This window comes from Paenarthrobacter sp. OM7 (genome assembly GCF_029873575.1).
Lineage (GTDB): Bacteria > Actinomycetota > Actinomycetes > Actinomycetales > Micrococcaceae > Arthrobacter.
Genome location: NZ_CP123579.1, coordinates 3,495,466 through 3,512,160, shown reverse-complemented (window position 1 = coordinate 3,512,160; position 16,695 = coordinate 3,495,466). Strand labels below are relative to the sequence as shown.

At 61.7% G+C, this 16,695-nt stretch carries 14 protein-coding genes; 10 read left to right on the top strand and 4 right to left on the bottom strand.

Features of this window, described 5'->3' with window-relative positions:
- Positions 1-59 precede the first annotated feature (59 nt).
- Positions 60-1,169, top strand: a complete 1,110-nt coding sequence (locus tag QEH68_RS16160; RefSeq protein ID WP_280623401.1) for a hypothetical protein — start codon at positions 60-62, stop codon at positions 1,167-1,169.
- An 84-nt stretch (positions 1,170-1,253) separates the two neighbouring features.
- A complete protein-coding gene (locus tag QEH68_RS16155; protein WP_280623400.1) occupies positions 1,254-2,642 on the top strand; it encodes an O-antigen ligase family protein in 1,389 nt (462 codons plus the stop codon).
- On the opposite strand, the gene QEH68_RS16150 is transcribed toward QEH68_RS16155, so the two are convergent.
- The 3 genes from QEH68_RS16150 to QEH68_RS16140 all read right to left on the bottom strand — a co-directional run bounded on the left by QEH68_RS16150 (position 2,636) and on the right by QEH68_RS16140 (position 7,413).
- Entirely contained in the window at positions 2,636-4,099 is a 1,464-nt protein-coding gene (locus QEH68_RS16150) for a sugar transferase (protein WP_280623399.1), read from the bottom strand. The genes QEH68_RS16155 and QEH68_RS16150 overlap by 7 nt on opposite strands.
- Positions 4,100-4,488: 389 nt before the next feature.
- A complete protein-coding gene (locus QEH68_RS16145; RefSeq protein WP_280623398.1) occupies positions 4,489-5,565 on the bottom strand; it encodes an LCP family protein in 1,077 nt (358 codons plus the stop codon).
- A gap of 192 nt (positions 5,566-5,757) precedes the next feature.
- On the bottom strand, positions 5,758-7,413 hold the full coding sequence (locus QEH68_RS16140) for an alkaline phosphatase D family protein (protein WP_280623397.1): 1,656 nt from the start codon (positions 7,411-7,413) through the stop codon (positions 5,758-5,760).
- Between the two features lie 125 nt (positions 7,414-7,538).
- Here QEH68_RS16140 and paaA point away from each other — a divergent pair, with 125 nt between their 5' ends.
- Genes paaA through QEH68_RS16105 form a run of 7 tightly spaced genes read left to right on the top strand, consistent with a single transcriptional unit; the run spans position 7,539 to position 13,427 of the window.
- On the top strand, positions 7,539-8,534 hold the full coding sequence (gene paaA / locus QEH68_RS16135; protein WP_011775851.1) for a 1,2-phenylacetyl-CoA epoxidase subunit PaaA: 996 nt from the start codon (positions 7,539-7,541) through the stop codon (positions 8,532-8,534).
- Positions 8,531-8,959, top strand: a complete 429-nt coding sequence (gene paaB, locus QEH68_RS16130) for a 1,2-phenylacetyl-CoA epoxidase subunit PaaB (protein WP_207594428.1) — start codon at positions 8,531-8,533, stop codon at positions 8,957-8,959. Before paaA ends, paaB begins: the two co-directional genes overlap by 4 nt.
- Positions 8,956-9,873: a 1,2-phenylacetyl-CoA epoxidase subunit PaaC gene (gene paaC, locus QEH68_RS16125; protein ID WP_207594427.1), complete on the top strand. Its 918-nt coding sequence runs from the start codon at positions 8,956-8,958 to the stop codon at positions 9,871-9,873. The genes paaB and paaC overlap by 4 nt, the downstream gene beginning before the upstream one ends.
- A gap of 5 nt (positions 9,874-9,878) precedes the next feature.
- Positions 9,879-10,439 (top strand): 1,2-phenylacetyl-CoA epoxidase subunit PaaD, encoded by a 561-nt coding sequence (gene paaD / locus QEH68_RS16120; protein WP_280623396.1) that lies wholly within the window; start codon positions 9,879-9,881, stop codon positions 10,437-10,439.
- An 8-nt stretch (positions 10,440-10,447) separates the two neighbouring features.
- Complete coding sequence (gene paaE, locus QEH68_RS16115) at positions 10,448-11,653, top strand: 1,2-phenylacetyl-CoA epoxidase subunit PaaE (protein WP_280623395.1); 1,206 nt, start codon at positions 10,448-10,450, stop codon at positions 11,651-11,653.
- 8 nt (positions 11,654-11,661) lie between these two features.
- Positions 11,662-12,441, top strand: a complete 780-nt coding sequence (locus tag QEH68_RS16110) for an enoyl-CoA hydratase-related protein (protein ID WP_280623394.1) — start codon at positions 11,662-11,664, stop codon at positions 12,439-12,441.
- A 41-nt stretch (positions 12,442-12,482) separates the two neighbouring features.
- A complete protein-coding gene (locus QEH68_RS16105; protein ID WP_280623393.1) occupies positions 12,483-13,427 on the top strand; it encodes a lipid kinase in 945 nt (314 codons plus the stop codon).
- 234 nt (positions 13,428-13,661) lie between these two features.
- On the opposite strand, the gene QEH68_RS16100 is transcribed toward QEH68_RS16105, so the two are convergent.
- Positions 13,662-14,756 (bottom strand): hypothetical protein, encoded by a 1,095-nt coding sequence (locus QEH68_RS16100; protein ID WP_280623392.1) that lies wholly within the window; start codon positions 14,754-14,756, stop codon positions 13,662-13,664.
- Positions 14,757-14,971: 215 nt separating this feature from the next.
- On the opposite strand from QEH68_RS16100, the gene QEH68_RS16095 reads away from it, so the two are divergent.
- On the top strand, positions 14,972-16,435 hold the full coding sequence (locus QEH68_RS16095; protein WP_280623391.1) for a protein adenylyltransferase SelO family protein: 1,464 nt from the start codon (positions 14,972-14,974) through the stop codon (positions 16,433-16,435).
- Positions 16,436-16,695: the final 260 nt, after the last annotated feature.

Sequence of the window (16,695 nt, the reverse complement as noted above, 5' to 3'; positions counted from 1 at the left end):
GCGTGCGGGAATCTCGAGCTGTTCCACGCCGTTCACACGGTCCCAGGGGAGGGCGGCGAATGACGAGCTGGGTAGCAATCGCCTATGGCGCACTGGACCTCCGTGGCTGGCACGAGAATCAGACGGACGTTGAACTGATGCTTTTGCCAACAATGCCGTCGGAACCCATAGGTTTGGCCGACGTGCCGGCCGTCCTCTGGCGGAAGCTTATGGATGGTCCGGTGCCTGACACTGGCCTCGATGATGCTGAGCAGGCCTTGGTCCGGGAGTTCGCGGCGGCGGGCATCGCATCCGAGGACCCGTCACATCCGGCACGGATACTCGAACTCAGGGTGCCGTGGATGTCCTCGCCCGTCCATGAGATGGTCTACGCGTTGGTTGCCAGCGTGGCCCGCGACCATGGAGTTGACGCCATATCCATTAAGGGGCCAATGCTCCACCGCCAAGGTTTGCGGGAAAGGGAGCATTCCGGTGACGTGGATGTTTGGGCCGATCCCGCACATCTTGAGGTTCTTTGCTCCGCACTCGAAGCATGGGGTTGGAACGGAAGGACGGACCAGTGGTCCGGGCTCTCCTTCAACCATTCGGTGGCCCTTGAACCTGGGTCGTGGGGCTGTGAGCTGGACGTGCATCGCCACATTCCTGGATGCGCGGAAGACGATGCTGCCGTTTTCGGCAGGGTGAGGGAAAGCTCTCAAGCCACGCTGTTCGCAGGGGTACCGATGCTGACGCCCGACCTCCCGGCACACGCAGTCATCTTCGCCCTCCACGATCTCCGGCCGGAAGCAAGGCATGGGAAAACGGCGGTGGGAGCTGGAGAGCACGCTGAAACGCTGAGGCTCGGGGGAGAGAAGGTGCTGCAGTTTGCCAACAGCGTGAAGGCTTCAGCCGTCCTCGAGCCCGCCCTGCGGCTTGCCTTCCCAACGGCCCATCTTCGGGTTGATCACGAAGTTCCCCTGAACTGGAAATGGCGGGAAAGCAAAGGCTGGTGGCGGGCCTACTGGATGATCTTCCGCTCCCTTCCAGCCGAAGAACGCCTGCTTTTCATCAGGCGTGCGGTATGGCCTCAGGCTGAGGTCCTGGCAGCTTCCGACGGCCGGGCGGGACGTTCCACACCAAGTCTCGTCGGCGCCAGGTTCCGGCGGATTGCGAAGCTCTTCCGTTGGTAGGAGAGGGTGTTGAACGAGTGAAGTTTGCGGGAATGCAGGGCGAATGATCGGTCATGGGGGCCGAAGGAATTCAGGGGCGATTGTATGCAGAATCAGATCAGTTACGGTGCGGGCGCTGTGAGCACGAACATCGCGGCGAAGGGCACGGACGCCTCACCGGAAAAGCCACCAGTGCTTCCGAGGTCCAAGCCGGAGACTCTTGGGGAGATACTGACCACAGGGCCGTGGTTCCAGCGCTTCATGCTGCTCAGCGTTGTCTTCATGCCGTTCCAGTATGCGCTGACCGTGCCGGTGGGTTTCCCCCTCAAGATCAGTGAAATTTTCGGGATCATGGGCATCGCCACGTATGTGCTTGGCCGGAGATCCATGAGGAGAAAACGGGACTTCGCCAGTGTGGCCGTGGCTGTCCTTGCCATTGCGACCGTCTTCTCTGCCTTGGTCAATTTCACCCCCGGCAGCGGTGGCCTCAGATCGGTTGGCTATGACAGGGGCTACGAAACCGATCTCCTTCTGTACAGCGGATACGCTCTTCTGGCGCTGTGCTACTGGTCTGTCCTCCGGCGTGTGGATCGACAAAGGACTGTGCGGGCAATCGTCGCATCGATCTGGCTCTGCGGAGCGGCAGTCCTGATGCAGTGGGCCTCAGCCCTGTCCGGAAACACCCAACTGATCGGCGCCCTTGGCTTCCGGACACTGGGCGTCGATGACACGGTGGAGACTCTTCGTTCAGGACCCTTCCTGGAGGGGCAACACCTGGGCTTCTTCGCCGGGGCAGCAATTTTGGTGGCCCTGTACAACAGAAGCTACCTGGCTGCGGTGGTTGCGGCCCTGTCAATTCTGTATTCGCAATCGACCACGGCTTATGCAGGACTTGCTGTTGGAATTGCGATGATAGTCATCCTCAAGTTTTCCAAGGTGCTGGTTCCCTTGATCGCGACGGCACTGGTTGGGGTTTTGGCGCTGCTTTTTTCTGACAGCCTGAGGACCACCCTTGGCAGGCAGTTGGCAAAGATCGGTTTTACCGAATTTGCTCCGGACTACCAATACGCCACAACGTCATTGAACCTGCGCGGAGTGAAATCCCAGATTTCCTTTGATATGAGTTCCGACAATCCCATTTTTGGAGTGGGTCCTGGACGCTATGGCGCCTATTTCGATCAATATGTCAGCGGCCGTCAGTTGCCGTGGATTTACTCCACGGACCAGACGCGTCCCATTGCGGAGAATGCGTACGCCCACGTAGCGGCTGAACTTGGCTACGTCGCTCTTATCGCCTTTGGACTCCTTATTCTGGTCCTTCTGTGGCGAAACTTCAGGAATGCATCCTTGCTGGGCATGCTGGCTGTCTTCACAGCCCTTGGTGTCTCCACACAGTCGTCATGGACGTTCTTGCCGATCTGGACATTCTTCGCCCTGCTGGCGGCTGACGACGTCGAGTCGAAGCAACCGTTGATGAAAACACGGGGTCAGTAGGCTCCGTCTTTCCCAACCACGGCCTTGGCCGTCCGGAAGAGGATGACGATGTCCTGGGCCAAGGACCAGTTTTCAACGTAGTAAAGATCCAGGCGGATGGACTCTTCCAGTGAAAGATCGTTGCGGCCGCTCACCTGCCACAGTCCGGTCATGCCCGGCTTGACCAAGAGTCGCCTGACGGAGGCGAAGTCATACATTTCCACCTCGCGGGCCACCTGTGGGCGCGGGCCAACAAGGCTCATGGTTCCGTTGAGCACGTTGAGGAGTTGTGGCAGCTCGTCGATGGAGTATCGCCGAATCCATGCACCCAAACGGGTGACCCGGGGATCGTCTTTCATCTTGAAGAAGATGACGCTGTCCTGGCTTTGGGCTTGGAAAGCCTCCAGCAAGGTCTCAGCATTGTTGCGCATCGAGCGGAACTTGATCATTTTGAAGGACTGGCCGCCTTTGCCGATCCGCTCTTGGAAGAAGAAGGCAGACCCGGGGCTGTCCAGTTTGACCAGGATGGCTATCACCAACATCGGCACGGAGAGCAGCAGGAGCAACAAGGAGGAAAGGCAAACGTCCAAAGCCCGTTTTGCGAACGCCTTCATGCCACTGAGCTTCGGTGTTGTGACATGGATCAGTGGTAGCCCCGCTACCGGCTGCATGTGGATCCTGGGACCAGAGATGTCAGTGAGTGCAGGGGCTACGATCATGCCGATGTCGCGGGCGGAGAGTGCCCACCCCAGCTGCCGCAGGAAGGCAGGGTCCAAGTGTGCCCCGCCGCAGACCGCCACTGTGTCTGCTCCGGACTCACCGATGGAGTCGAGGACCATGTCCACGCTGGGAGAGGAGCCAAGGACGGGCAAATTTGTTCTGGCCGTCGACCCTGGTTCGGTGAGGAGGGCTGCAACGGGTTTGTACCCGGACACTATGTGCTGATTCAGCTTGTCTGACAAGTGATTGACGTTGTTGGACGCACCGATCAGGAGCACTTTGTGAAGATTCCGGCCCTCAAGCCGGCTTCGGTGCAGGGTCCGCCGTTGGGCGAACCGGACCAAAAGGAGCAGCACGACGCCAAGGGGGAGAGCCACTGAAACGTATCCCCGTGCCGTCTGGAGTTGGAAGACGTAGGAGACGACTGCCAGGCATCCGAAGAGCCACAGTGATGATACGGCGACCCGCTTATACTCGTCAGTTCCGGTGCCGAGGACTTTGCGGTCCCTCGTGCCGCCGAACTCCAACGCGGCAGTCCACGTGAGAATGAGGACAACGGAGAGCGTCGAGTACGACAGCTCCGCGTCTCCGCCGGCAACGGTCACATCTTCGGTGCCGAACCGCAGCAGATGGGCTCCACCTACAGCTATGACAACGCAGGCAAGATCAAGGAATCTCATCTTGATGCTTTGGGTGCGCAACCATGTAGAGCCCGCAGCGAAAGCGACGTCGCGGGAGGCAGAAACAAAGGCAGTCATTGCGGTCAGCTCAAGAACAGAGTGGCAGCGCGGAGTTTCCTTGTGGTGATCCGTGATACCCCGTACCACAACACAACAGTTTTATTCACGAACCAGCCCCCATAGCCATGCCCCCAACGCCCCCTGCGGAGCGAACAAAGTTGAATGCGTCGTAACACCAGGCGGTGTGACTTGACGTTTCAAAGTAATCGTAAAGGGACTTTAGATGCATCTCAAATTACGGCAGATGCCCACTGCGTGATTTTCCTCAAGCCATGAATTGCAAGGTTGCTGGGAAGGTCTATTGCGCGCAGAAAATAATAATAATCGCGCATTCAAAGGCTGCTGATAAGGTCCATATTGCGCAATCAATGGTACTTTTTGCGTCGATGGCGGTGAATCCCGACTGGTCAGTTGCCCTTTTCGAGGCCGTGCGCCGTCACGTACTGGCCCAACTGGTCCTTGGCCAGCGCTGATGCGATGTCAGAGATTGCGGTGGTGTCCGTTACAACAATGGATTGACCATCGGCAGAGGTGCCCGTTCCCAGCGTCGGGAGGGTGAACATCACGGTGTCGGAGGCCCGGATGTCTTTCATTCCCAGGGCAAGGCTTCCGATTGCGGCCGCATCCAGGCTCTTGTCCACGCTGATGAAGGGTGACACTGAGGAGACCATGTTGTTGATCGTGATCGGGTTGGTCAGGGTCTCCCTGGCTATGGTCTTGCTGATGATCGCTTTGAGGTAGGCCTGCTGGTTCCGCACCCGCTGGTAGTCCCCGTCGCTGAAGGACTTCCGTTCGCGGACAAAGGCGAGTGCTTCATCGCCATTGAATGTCTGTGGGCCGGCTTCATAGACATGGCCCTTCATGGGGCCGGAGTTGGGTGAGAAGGGAATCTTGACGTCGATTTCCACTCCGCCGAGGGCGTCTGTGAGGCCCTTGAAGCCTTCGAAGTCCACCATTGCCACGTGGTCGATGCGTTGCTGAAAGAGGGATTCCACTGTCTGAACCATCAGTGGGACGCCGCCGTAGGCAAGGGCCGCGTTGATTTTGGATTCGCCCTTCCCTGGAATATCAACCCAAAGATCCCGCATCAGGGACACGGCGTAGACGTTCTTTCGATCAGCAGGGATGTGCACCAGCATCAAGGTGTCAGCGCGTTGATCGGTGGAAGCGTCGGTTTCCACGTCTACCTCGGAGGAGCCCCGGGTGTCGCTGCCCATGACGAGGATATTCATCGCAGCTGTACCGTTAATGGGTTCGGATTTTTGGGGTCGGGTGGACTCGTCCGGAAATGCGACATCGATCTTGGTGGTCCCGGAATTGAAGGTCTGGGCCAGATTGAATATGTAAGCTCCGGCCACCAGGCCGACCACCAGTACCGCGGCGGCGAAGCCGAGGAGTACGTTTCGTCCGGTTTTCTTGCCACTCTTTCGACGTCCGGAAGGGGAGGCTTCAGGTGAATTGTCGGTATCTGTTGGGAGTGTCATGTGTTCCTCGGTGTCGGCATCAGCAACGTTGATTCTATCAACCGGAAAACAAGCGGCTTGAGCTCAAAAAGTTTTGGCACAGTTAAGCCCGCTGCTGGCTCTCATCCAATTGCGGTATTGGATGAGCATAATGCGAGGTGAGCCCCGGTCACGGGAAATTCGACCGGGGCTCCGCCAAGGAAGATTCCCTGCTCAGCGCTCCGGAGTAAGCGCCTTTGAATACAGAACCGCACCGTTGGCGTTACGGAGGCTCACAGTAAACAAGCCGTCGGCCGCCAGATCCACATGGCCGAAGTACTGGTTCTCGCCATTGCGCGGTGACTCGCCCGGGAAGCGCCCTGCCTTGGCGAACAACACCTCGGGCCCGAAGGTCCCGTCCATTTCGCTCGGGCCGAATGAGCCTGCGTTGATCGGCCCGGCCACGAACTCCCAGAACGGGTCGAAGTCCGTGAAGGAGGCACCCTCCGGGGAGTAGTGGTGCGCCGCGCAGTAGTGCACGTCAGCGGTCAGCCATACCGTGTTCTTGACCCCGTACTTCTTGAACGCTGAAAGCACGCCGGCGATCTCCAGTTCGCGGCCCAGGGGAGCGCCGTGATCCCGGTTGGCCAGGCTTTCCTGGTTCACGGCGCCGTCGGGCACGATGATGCCCAGTGGCAGGTCTGCGGCGATCACTTTCCAGGTCGCCTTGGATTTCCGGACTTCTTTGATCAGCCAGTCCACTTGCTCCTGGCCCAGGATGTTGGTGGCGTAGGGTTCCTTGCCGTCGGTGTTGGGCGATTTGAAGGTCCGCATGTCCAGGCAGAAGATGTCCAGTTGCGGTCCGCGCGAAATCTTCCGGTAGATGCGCGCCGGCTGGTACTGCCCGGCGTCGTCGACCTTTCCGGGGCGCCAAAGCGCCGCTGCATCGGCGATCGGCATGTTCTCCTGCCAAGCCTGGCGGCCCCTGGCGGCGAGGACATTGACGTTCCGTTCGGTGTAGCGGGGGTCGTCCAGGATTTCACCGGGGTACCAGTTGTTGGTGGTTTCGTGATCGTCCCACTGTGCAATCACGGGGACGTCGGCGAACATGGCGCGCATGTTGGCATCAAGGGAGTTGTACCGGTGGCGGCCGCGGTACTCCTTGAGGGTCTCGGCTACCTTGGCGACTTCCTCGGTGACGATGTTCCGCCACACTTGGCCGTCCTTTTCCGTGACCGTGGCGGCGATGGGGCCATCGGCGTAGATGGTGTCCCCCGAGTGGATGAAAAAGTCCGGGCCGGTGGCATGCATGGCCTTGTAGCCGCGCATCCCGCCGAGGTCCTCGTTAATGCCCCAGCCTTGGCCGGCGGTATCGCCTGTCCAGACGAAGGACTGCGAGGACGACGACGGCCTGCCGCCTCCGTGCTCGTCTTTCGGACCGTCGTCGTGCTTTCCGGGCGCTGTGCTGAACGTGCCGCGCACTGCTTCGCCGGCTCCGTTCTCGTCCTCGAAGTTCAGCTCCAGCGCGAATCGGGTGCCGGCGGGGAGCCCTGTGGCGTGGATTTTGGCCGTGAAGTCGCTGGCTTCGGTGGCGAGGGGGCCGCGGATGGTGCGGCTGAAACCGTAGCGGCCGCGCAGGATTTCGCCGGACTTGTCCACTGCCTGCAGCAGGGCCGTCAGCCGGCCCGGGCCTGATGCGCGGGACCAGAGGACGGCGGAATCGGTGGTGACGTCGCCCGTTGCAATGCCGGTAGGGAGCGTCAGCCGCTTGCGGACCAGCGGTACAGCGGATGGTGCGGCGGTGGCGGGAGCCGCGTTGGTGGCAAGGCCGGCCAGGGCGATGCCGGTGAGGGATGTCTTGACGAGGGTGCGGCGTGTGAGGTCAGTCATGCAGTCCACTCTTGTCAGCACCCGTGAACGGAAAGTGAGGTGGAGGTAAAGGAACCTGGACCTTGACTGAAAACGCCCGCTCCGCATATTCTGAACGAACGGTCGGTAATTTATTAGGAGCAACCATGGCATCGCAGAATCTGCAGTCAGTGCCCGCTGAGCTGTCCCCGGAAGAGCAGGAGCGGGAGGCAGCCGGACAGGCGTATTTTGATCGCATCATTTCGGAGGACTCGCGCATTGAACCTCGCGACTGGATGCCGGCGGCTTACCGCAAGACTTTGCTGCGCCAGATCTCGCAGCACGCACACTCGGAAATCATCGGCATGCAGCCGGAAGCCAACTGGATCACCAGGGCACCAAGCCTGAAGCGCAAGTCCATCCTCATGGCCAAGGTCCAGGACGAGGCCGGCCACGGCCTGTACCTGTACTCGGCCGCCGAGACCCTGGGCCAGTCCCGGGACCAGATGATGGAAGACCTGATTGCCGGCAAGGCACGGTACTCGTCCATCTTTAACTACCCCACGATTTCCTGGGCGGACATGGGAGCCATCGGATGGCTTGTTGATGGTGCTGCCATCTGCAACCAGGTTCCCCTGTGCCGCGCCTCCTACGGTCCTTACGGACGCGCAATGGTGCGCATCTGCAAGGAAGAATCGTTCCACCAGCGCCAGGGTTTCGAGATCCTGCTGGAGCTCGCCAACGGTACGCCTGCGCAGAAGCAGATGGCCCAGGACGCAGTGAACCGCTGGTACGCGCCGTCGCTGATGATGTTCGGCCCACCGGATGACGATTCACCCAACTCGAAGCAGTCCATGGCTTGGAACATCAAGCGCTTCAGCAATGACGAGTTGCGCAGCCGGTTTGTCGGCATGATGGTGGAGCAGGTCCGGGTCCTGGGCCTGACCTTGCCCGACAAGGACATCCGTTTCAACGAAGAAACCAAGAAGTGGGAGCACGGACCTTTGGACTGGAACGAGTTCAAGGAAGTCCTGGCCGGCCGCGGTCCCTGCAACTCGCAGCGCGTCGAGCGGCGCCGAGAGGCCCACGAAAACGGTGCCTGGGTTCGCGAAGCCGCGGTGGCCTACGCCCGTAAGCAAGCACAGAAGGAACACGCAGCATGAGCCCCCACGGTAACCCGGAAGCACCGGCCAGCGCCGCCAGCGAAATCGCCCGCGAGGCCCCCAAGGTTGCGGCCACCAACGCTGAAAGCACGACGCCGGCACCCGCCTCAGGCCCGGCCGTCACCCCGCGTGGCGCCGCAGAAGAAACGCCGTGGTCACTGTGGGAGGTTTTTGTGCGGTCCAGCCGCGGCCTGTCCCACGTGCATGCCGGTTCCCTGCACGCACCGGATGCGGCCATGGCGCTCCGGAACGCCCGCGATCTCTATACCCGCCGCAACGAAGGCGTCTCCATCTGGGTTGTTCCGGCCGAGGCGATTTCCTCCAGCGACCCTGACTCCAAGGGCTCGTTCTTCGAGTCCCCGCAGGGCAAGGATTACCGCCACGCAACGTATTACACCAAGAGCGAAGGCGTGAAGCACCTGTGAATACAAAAGACACTGACTTCGCCATCGACGGCCACGGCGACATTTCCGTCGGCGTCCACGGTGCCGGTGCCTCCGGCGACGGTTCGGCCAGCGCCACCCGCATCACGCCGGGCAACGCACTGCGCCCGGAGGACATCGCGCTCGAGATCAGCCGGGGACAGGTCAAGCCCACCGAGGATGTTGCAGAGTTCGCCCTGCGCATCGGCGACGACGGCCTGATCCTCGCCCAGCGTCTGGGCCACTGGATTTCCCGTGCCCCTGAGCTCGAGGAAGACATTGCGCTGGGCAATATTGCGCTTGACCAGTTGGGCCACGCACGCTCTTTCCTGACCTATGCCGGCGCCGCGTGGGGCAAGTCCGAGGACGATCTGGCGTACTTCCGCCGCGAGCACGAGTTCCGTTCCGCGCACCTCTTTGAGCAGCCCAACGGCGACTTCGCAGTCACCATCGCCCGGCAGTTCATTGTGAGCTACTACCAGTACGAGCTCTACACGGCGCTTGCGGCATCTAGCGATCCCACCCTCGCAGCCATCTCCGCGAAGGCCGTGAAGGAAGTGGATTACCACCGCGATCACAGCGCGCAGTGGGTGCTTCGCCTTGCCGGCGGCACAGATGAGTCCCGCGCACGCATCATCCAGGGCTTCAAGCTTGTGTGGCCTTACGTGGACGAACTCTTCGAAGACGACGAGCTGACCACCCGACTGGCCGAGGCCGGCGTCACCGTTCAGCCCTCCACCCTCCGTGCTGGGTTCGATCGCCTCACTGGCGGGATCATGGCCGAAGCGGAGCTGGACATTCCCGGCGTCCCGCAGGCCCTGGGCGGCGGTCGCCGTGGCAAGCACTCCGAGTTCCTGGGCTACATCCTCGCTGAAATGCAGGTCCTGGCCCGCGAACACCCGGGCGCGAGTTGGTGACCGGCATGACCGCCCTGTCAGGGACGCAGTCAAAAACCGCTGAACAGCGGGCCTGGGACATAGCATCCACGGTCTGCGATCCGGAGATCCCTGTCCTCACCATTGAGGACTTGGGGATCCTGCGCGGCGTCCGGGTTGTCCCGGCGGCCGAAACAACTGACCAGCACGACGACGGCACGCCAAGTAGCGCCGTCGAGGTCACCATCACGCCCACGTACTCGGGCTGCCCGGCGATGGACGCCATTGGCGACGACCTGCGGACAGCCTTCGAGAAGGAGGGCTACGCGAGCGTGCGCATCAACCTGGTGTTGTCCCCGGCATGGACCACTGACTGGATGACGGATTCCGGCAAGGCCAAGCTGGAGGAATACGGGATTGCCCCGCCCAGCGGTATGGCTGCCGCGGGTGGCCATTCCGGTCCTGTCCGCCTGAGCCTGGCCGTGAAATGCCCGCAGTGTTCGTCGTTGAACACCAAGGAACTCACCCGCTTTGGTTCCACATCCTGTAAGGCGCTGTTTGTCTGCCAGGACTGCAAGGAACCGTTCGACTACTTCAAAGTCCTCTAAGGAACTCCATGACCACCGAAACCCAGACAGCCAGCCGCCGTCGTGCGTCTTTCCATAACCTGACCGTCTCGGAAGTCCGGCGCCTCACGGACGATGCCATTGAAGTCTCGTTCGGTGTGCCCGCCGAGCTGGCCGGGCAATACGACTACCTTCCCGGTCAGTACGTGGCCCTGCGCACCTCGCTGCCGGATGAGAACGGTGAGCCGCACGAGGTCCGCCGCAGCTACTCGATTTGCGCAGAGCCGCGCAGCTTCGAGGACGGCAGCAGCGAGATCCGCGTAGCCATCAAGAAAGACCTCGGCGGCGTCTTCTCCACGTGGGCCAATGCCGAGCTGAAGGCCGGTGACGTTCTGGACGTGATGAGCCCGCAGGGTGCGTTCATTTCGCGGCACGGCAAGGACGGCTCGGCCGTTCAGCACAACGTCATGAACTCCATGAACCACCCGGAGGAACTGGCGGGGGAGCCGGGTAATTTCGTGGCGATCGCCGCTGGCTCCGGGATTACCCCGGTCATCGCGATTGCGCGCACGCTGCTTGCGGCCAATCCTGAAACAACGTTTGACCTGGTTTACGCCAATAAGGCTGCCATGGACGTCATGTTCCTTGAAGAGCTGGCTGACCTGAAGGACAAATACCCGGCGCGCTTGGCGCTGCATCACGTGTTGTCGCGCGAGCAGCGGATCGCGCCGCTGATGACCGGGCGTATTGATTCCGAGAAGCTGCAGGCACTGCTCAGCAGTGCCATCCGTGCCGAGGATGTGGACGAGTGGTTCCTGTGCGGGCCGTTCGAGCTCGTTCAGCTGTGCCGCGACACCTTGGCTGCCCGCGGAGTTGAGCCCGAGCACGTTCGCTTCGAGCTGTTCACCACTGGCCGTCCGGACCGCCCCGAGGGCAACGCCGGCCGCCCGGTTGTGGAGGACGAGTCGCAGGATACGTACAAGATCACCTTCACGCTGGATGGCCTGACCGGCGACGTCGCAAGTCCCACCCATGCCCGCGAATCCATCCTCAACGCCGCTTTGCGTGTCCGCCCGGACGTTCCGTTCGCATGTGCCGGGGGCGTCTGCGGCACCTGCCGCGCCAAGCTGATCACCGGTACGGTGACCATGGATGAGAACTACGCCCTTGAACAGGACGAGTTGGATAAGGGCTACGTCCTCACCTGCCAGTCCCACCCCACCAGCGAAGAAGTTACCGTCGACTTCGACGTCTAAGGAGTCCCATGATCGAGCTCTCCATTGCCAACGGCATTGCCGAAATTGTCCTCAATGCCCCCGAAAAGCTGAACTCGCTTAACGAGGACGCGCTGGCCGGCCTGGATAAGGCGTACGACGACGCTGCTGCCGCCGCCTCACGTGGTGAGGTGCGGGCCCTGCTCCTTCGCGGCGAGGGCCGTGCCTTCTGCGCGGGCCGTGACATTGCTGCCGTTACTCCCGAAACCGATGACGCCCAGGCTTACCTCGGCGGCCTCGTGGAACCGCTGTTGAAGAAGATGGCCGCCTTCCCGACACCCACGTTCGCTGCCGCACATGGCGCTTGCCTGGGCGTTGGGCTGGGGCTGTTGTTGGCCACCGACGTTGTGTACGTGGCGGACAACGCCAAGTTCGGCTCACCCTTTGCCAAGCTGGGGGCCACGTTGGACTCGGGCGGGCACTGGTACTTCACCGAGCGCCTGGGCATGCACCGCACGCTGGACCTGATCTACACGGCCGACCTCATGTCCGGGGCCGAAGCCGTGGCGCAGGGGATGTTCAGCCGTGCCATGCCAGCCGATGTTTTGCTGGACGAGACGCGGGAGATTGTTGCGCGGGTGGCCGTCGGCGCCACTGAAGCTTTCAATGCGTCGAAGGAACTCGTGGCCCACATCCGCGATCAGCGCCTGGGCCTCTGGGCTTCAATGACCGAGGAAAACGCCGAGCAGGCACGGCTGTGCAAGACCGACGACTACGCGGAGGGCTTCCGGGCGTTCCAGGAGAAGCGGGCGCCGGTTTTCAAGGGGTAGCCGCAGGTTCTTCCAAGGTAGTTCGGCCTAGCATTGGTCACATGATGGCTCCTAAACAAGTGCGCTCAGCGGCCGTGGTGATTAATGCGGCATCACGTCGCGGGGCTGCAGCGAGCCAACTGGCCGTGGACGCAATGAAGAAGTCCGGCGTGCCAGTCCGTTCCGTGCATCCGGTGACCTCGGGCGCGGGATTGTTCGATGCCCTGCGCCAAGTGATTTCAGAAGGACATGACCTGGTGGTTGTGGGTGGTGGTGACGGCACCGTGACCTCTGCTGCCGGACTCCTTGCCGGGACGGACGTCATACTCGGTGTCCTTCCATTGGGTACGGCCAATGATCTGGCCCGAACGCTTGAGATACCGAGTGGGCTTGCTGAGGCCTGCGCCGTTATCGCGGATGGAAAGGTGGTGGACATTGACCTTGGACGGGCCAATGGCGAACCGTTCCTCAACGTAGCGTCGGTGGGGCTGTCGGTGGGTGTCACGGAAGCTCTTAGTCCTCGCCTGAAGCGGCACATGGGGCCTTTGGCTTACGGCATCGCGACCATCCGGGCTTACACACGGCACCGACCTTTCCGGGCTCGCCTGGAATTCCCGGACGGCGATCACGAGCCGATGGACCTCGACCACGTGCTTCAGGTGGCAGTGGGCAACGGCAAGCACTACGGCGGCGGGAACATGGTTGCTCCGATGGCGGGGATCGACGATCACACTCTGGATGTCTACGCGATCCTGGCGGCACCGCTTAAAGAGCACGTCAAGATTGCACGGTTACTCAAGGATGGCAGCTTTATTGATCACGATCGGGTCCACCACCTGGCGACCCGAAAGGTCCGTTTGGTCACGGAGCCGCCCATGTCCGTGAACCTCGACGGCGAAATCGCAGCGGTAACTCCCACCGAATTCAGTGTTCAGCGGAACGCGGTGCATGTCATGGTGCCGCAGGGCAGCAACAGCGCTTCGTTAGATGGACCGATGCGGGGCTGACCCACAACGAGTACTGCCGCCGCAGGCATCAGCGGCTTAAACTTTGAGGACACGCATTGAATGCGCAGTGCAGTCCGAGCGTGCTTCGAACGGAGATGGCCATGCTCCAGAAGATGATGTGCAAACTAAACCTCCACCACCACTGGCATGTGGAGTCAGCAGAGGATGGCAGCGGGCGTTACAGGCGCTGCACCAGGTGCGGTAAATATGATCGCGACTGGGACGGTAGCGGTTTCATGCACTGACTTTGCCCGCCTCAGGTTGCCGCGCGTTTCCGGACCTCCAGGCCCAGATGAGCAGGAGGGCCGAGCCAACCGGGGCGAGGAAAGCGGACATCGCTACCAGTGGGAAGCCGACTGTGGAAGCGGCCAGCCCCATCAAGGTGACCACGGCGATGCGGGTAAAACGGCCGCCAATGACCAAGCGTCCCAGCGGGAGCGCAATGGCGAAACCCATGAGCAATGCTGCAACCAGAGTGGCGGGCCACTGCGATGGGTGCCCCGCCCCAAGGAGTTGCGCGAACCCCTCAACGGCCATGGCTGCAGAAGAGAGAAGGGCAGCCCACGGCGTAGTGGGACCGAGACGCGGAGCAAGCACGCCACCGGCAAGAACCAGCAAGGGGATAGCGGCGAAAGCGCCGTAGGCCAAGCCGAGGTTCATGGCATGGGTGGAGTTGGTGACCCCGGGCGCCCAAGTACTTCCCGTGACAGCGAAGACGGCGCACGCCAAACCCATCACGAGCAACGCCAGCGCCGCTGCGCCCACACCGCGGCGGTTAGTTGCGACCACGGTGAGGGGGATCGATGGTGAAGGTGTCGTGGCCGGCGGAGGTACGGGCCGCCCCTGCCGCAACGCTGCAATGAGAAGCACCGCCGCGCCCAAAACACCCAGCATCGGGGGCATCATCATGAGGGCTCCGAGTATGAGCGCGGCTGGTGCAGCCAGCAGAACGGCTTGCATTATGCGGATGGGAAGCGAACGTCGGCTTGCCAGCAGGGCGGTCAACGGAACCGCAAGGCACACTGTCCCGGCAACCCAGCCCAGGATCATGAACAGCAAGCTTGATGATCCAAACCAGCTGAGGCGTTGGCCCGCATCAGCTTGGTCGAAACCCACGGACCAACTTGCCGCTGCGGTCAGTGCCAGGGCCCATGCCGGCACCGCGGCGACCGCTGTGAACAACGCGGCACGAGGAGTCAGCCGTCCGGCAAGACGCAACAGCACGACGCCGGACAACGTCCCCGCGAGCGGGCCGACGAATCGGGACAGAATGAGGAGTAGGGGTTCCGTCCACGGTAGGGAGAAAGTACCGCTGAATAAGAGGACCATAGCGCCCAGGAACCCGAGCAAAGATGCCGCTGCGCACCCTACGGCCCAACGCCTTGAAGCTGAAAAACGGCGCACTTGCGCAAATGAACCCACGTATTACCTCACCTTTTGGCGGAAACCGCCCCCAATGGATCTCCTGCCACAGGCAGTGGTTCACATGCTAGCCGGACCGTACCGTCATTTCGCGCCGGCAGCAGCATCTATATCCTTGAGTGATGAGTGACATAGCGCGTTCCACCATCGCTTTCGAGGGGCACTTCGCCCGGGACTTCCCCGAGCTCGCTGTTCCCTGGCGGGCGGAGGCGGCTCCCGAACCGCAGCTTTTGGCACTCAACGAGCCACTCGCCGTCGAGCTGGGTCTTGATCCTGCGTTCCTCCGGAGCCCCGAGGGTATTGGGCTGTTGATCGGTAATGCGGTCCCGGAAGAAGCAACTCCGGTGGCACAGGCCTACTCGGGCCACCAGTTCGGCTGGTACTCTCCGCGGCTTGGCGATGGGCGGGCGCTGCTGCTCGGCGAGGTGACCGGAGCTGACGGGAAACTCCGCGATCTCCACCTGAAGGGATCGGGGCGCACGCCTTTCGCAAGGAATGGGGACGGCCGGGCGGCCGTTGGTCCGATGCTGCGGGAATACATCCTCAGCGAGGCGATGCATGCCTTGCGCATTCCCACCACCAGGAGCCTTGCCGTCGTCGGGACAGGGCGTCAGGTTCAGCGTGAGAGGCTCCTTCCTGGGGCGGTTCTGACGCGGGTGGCCAGCAGCCACCTGCGGGTGGGCAGTTTCCAATATGCCAGAGCCACAGATGACCTGGATTTGCTTCGCCGGCTTGCTGACCATGCGATCGAGCGCCACCACCCGTCGGCGGCCGGTGAAAGCAACCGCTACCTTGGCCTCCTCAGGGGCGTAATTTCGGTCCAGGCGACCCTGATGGCGAAGTGGATGCTGGTCGGGTTTGTGCATGGGGTCATGAACACGGACAACATGACAGTGTCCGGCGAAACCATCGATTATGGTCCGTGCGCCTTTTTGGAAGGCTTTGATCCGGGAGCCGTGTACAGCTCCATTGACGAGATGGGACGCTACGCCTACCGTAGCCAGCCTGTTGTGGCGGAGTGGAACCTGGCCCGTTTCGCCGAGTCGATCGCGCCGCTCATCCACGAGGATGAGGAGCAGGCAGTGGCCCTCGCCGTCGAGGCGCTTAACGGGTTCCGCCAGCAGTACAGCGCTGCCTGGTTCAACGGCATGAAAGCCAAGCTTGGGCTGCCGGAGAACATTGACGACGACGTTGCCTCACCCTTGGTGGATGATCTGCTGGAGCTGGTCCAGGAGGCGCGCGCGGATTACACCTCGTTTTTCCGCAATCTCGGCAAAGCGGCCCGAGGGCAGGTTGAGCCCGCCCGCGGGACCGTTCTTGACCTGGCAGCGTTTGACGCATGGCTGGAGCGTTGGCGTGCACTCACGCCGGACGCCGATGCCATGGACAGCATCAACCCTGTCTATATTCCACGCAACCACTTGGTGGAGGAGGCGCTCGCTGCCGCAACTGAGGGAGAGATGGGACCGGTAGAGCGCTTGCTTACAGCCGTCTCCGACCCTTGGACCGAACGTCCCGGCCTGGAAGAGTACGCACTGCCGGCGCCGGAGAGCTTCGGACCCTACCGAACCTTCTGCGGCACCTAGGGGCTAGCTCCAGGCGGCTCGAACCACCATGTCTGCGCCTGCCGCGAGATGTTGCCCGGTATGCCCTGCATCAAGGATGCAGACGTCCTCTGCCTCTGGAGCACGTGTTGATACCAGGCATTCTGTGGCCCTGAAGCTCAGGAGATCTATTGGAAGGGTGTCGCCGATTCGAAGATCACTCATGGTGTCCTTTTGGTTCGCCCGGGTGTCACCAATAATGCGGCCGGCCCGGTGTGGTGGTGGAGAGAGAGTTTTCTCCT

What these genes read in the sequence shown, in the direction of transcription:
- QEH68_RS16160 (WP_280623401.1), top strand. Translation starts at nt 60, where the DNA reads ATGACGAGCTGGGTAGCAATCGCCTATGGCGCACTGGACCTCCGTGGC.
- QEH68_RS16155 (WP_280623400.1), top strand. Translation starts at nt 1,254, where the DNA reads ATGCAGAATCAGATCAGTTACGGTGCGGGCGCTGTGAGCACGAACATC.
- QEH68_RS16150 (WP_280623399.1), bottom strand. Translation starts at nt 4,099, where the DNA reads ATGACTGCCTTTGTTTCTGCCTCCCGCGACGTCGCTTTCGCTGCGGGC.
- QEH68_RS16145 (WP_280623398.1), bottom strand. Translation starts at nt 5,565, where the DNA reads ATGACACTCCCAACAGATACCGACAATTCACCTGAAGCCTCCCCTTCC.
- QEH68_RS16140 (WP_280623397.1), bottom strand. Translation starts at nt 7,413, where the DNA reads ATGACTGACCTCACACGCCGCACCCTCGTCAAGACATCCCTCACCGGC.
- paaA (WP_011775851.1), top strand. Translation starts at nt 7,539, where the DNA reads ATGGCATCGCAGAATCTGCAGTCAGTGCCCGCTGAGCTGTCCCCGGAA.
- paaB (WP_207594428.1), top strand. Translation starts at nt 8,531, where the DNA reads ATGAGCCCCCACGGTAACCCGGAAGCACCGGCCAGCGCCGCCAGCGAA.
- paaD (WP_280623396.1), top strand. Translation starts at nt 9,879, where the DNA reads ATGACCGCCCTGTCAGGGACGCAGTCAAAAACCGCTGAACAGCGGGCC.
- paaE (WP_280623395.1), top strand. Translation starts at nt 10,448, where the DNA reads ATGACCACCGAAACCCAGACAGCCAGCCGCCGTCGTGCGTCTTTCCAT.
- QEH68_RS16110 (WP_280623394.1), top strand. Translation starts at nt 11,662, where the DNA reads ATGATCGAGCTCTCCATTGCCAACGGCATTGCCGAAATTGTCCTCAAT.
- QEH68_RS16105 (WP_280623393.1), top strand. Translation starts at nt 12,483, where the DNA reads ATGATGGCTCCTAAACAAGTGCGCTCAGCGGCCGTGGTGATTAATGCG.
- QEH68_RS16100 (WP_280623392.1), bottom strand. Translation starts at nt 14,756, where the DNA reads ATGGTCCTCTTATTCAGCGGTACTTTCTCCCTACCGTGGACGGAACCC.
- QEH68_RS16095 (WP_280623391.1), top strand. Translation starts at nt 14,972, where the DNA reads ATGAGTGACATAGCGCGTTCCACCATCGCTTTCGAGGGGCACTTCGCC.